The sequence below is a fragment of the Serratia odorifera genome (assembly GCF_041448735.1).
Taxonomy (GTDB): domain Bacteria; phylum Pseudomonadota; class Gammaproteobacteria; order Enterobacterales; family Enterobacteriaceae; genus Serratia_F; species Serratia_F odorifera.
Genome location: NZ_JBGMUT010000063.1, coordinates 1 through 618, shown reverse-complemented (window position 1 = coordinate 618; position 618 = coordinate 1). Strand labels below are relative to the sequence as shown.

At 58.6% G+C, this 618-nt stretch carries 1 pseudogene; it reads right to left on the bottom strand.

Features of this window, described 5'->3' with window-relative positions:
• Positions 1 to 618 (bottom strand): annotated as a pseudogene (locus ACCC84_RS23615) (IS3 family transposase); the annotation flags it as partial.

The window sequence follows — 618 nt, the reverse complement described above, 5'->3', positions numbered from 1 at the left end:
GACGTCTGAGCGCTATGCTATTCAGCATTTCTGCCACTTCTGTTGAACGCAAATTCTGCCCCACGCAGATCCCCAGGCATTCGCGGGTGTACAGGTCGATAACCGTCAGCAGGCGCAGTCGTCGCCCGTCAAACAACGCATCAGAGACAAAATCCATGCCCCAGACGTGATTCGGATACAGACCCTGAGGCTGCGGTTGTCGGCGCTGGGCCGATTTATTGCGGCGTGGCCGTTTGAGGCGCAGCGACAGACCCTGCTCACAGTAGAGGCGGTATATCCGTTTGTGATTATCGCGCCAGCCTTCCCGCCTGAGTATCACGTATACCCGGCGGTACCCGTAATGAACCCGGGTTTCGGTTATCTCACGGATGCGTAGCCGCAGTGCGCTGTCGTCGGCGGCCACAGAACGATATCGAAACGAGCTGCGGCTGACCCGCAGCGCAAAACAGACCTGTCTCTCACTGGCACCGTAGCGGGCTTGCAAATCCCTGACCCATTCGCGCAGGCGTGCCAGCGTCAGCTCTTTTTTGCCAGCACGTCCTGCAGCATCGCCTTGTCGAGGCTCAGATCGGCAACCAGCCTCTTCAGCCGCAGATTTTCCTCTTCCAGTTGCCGCAT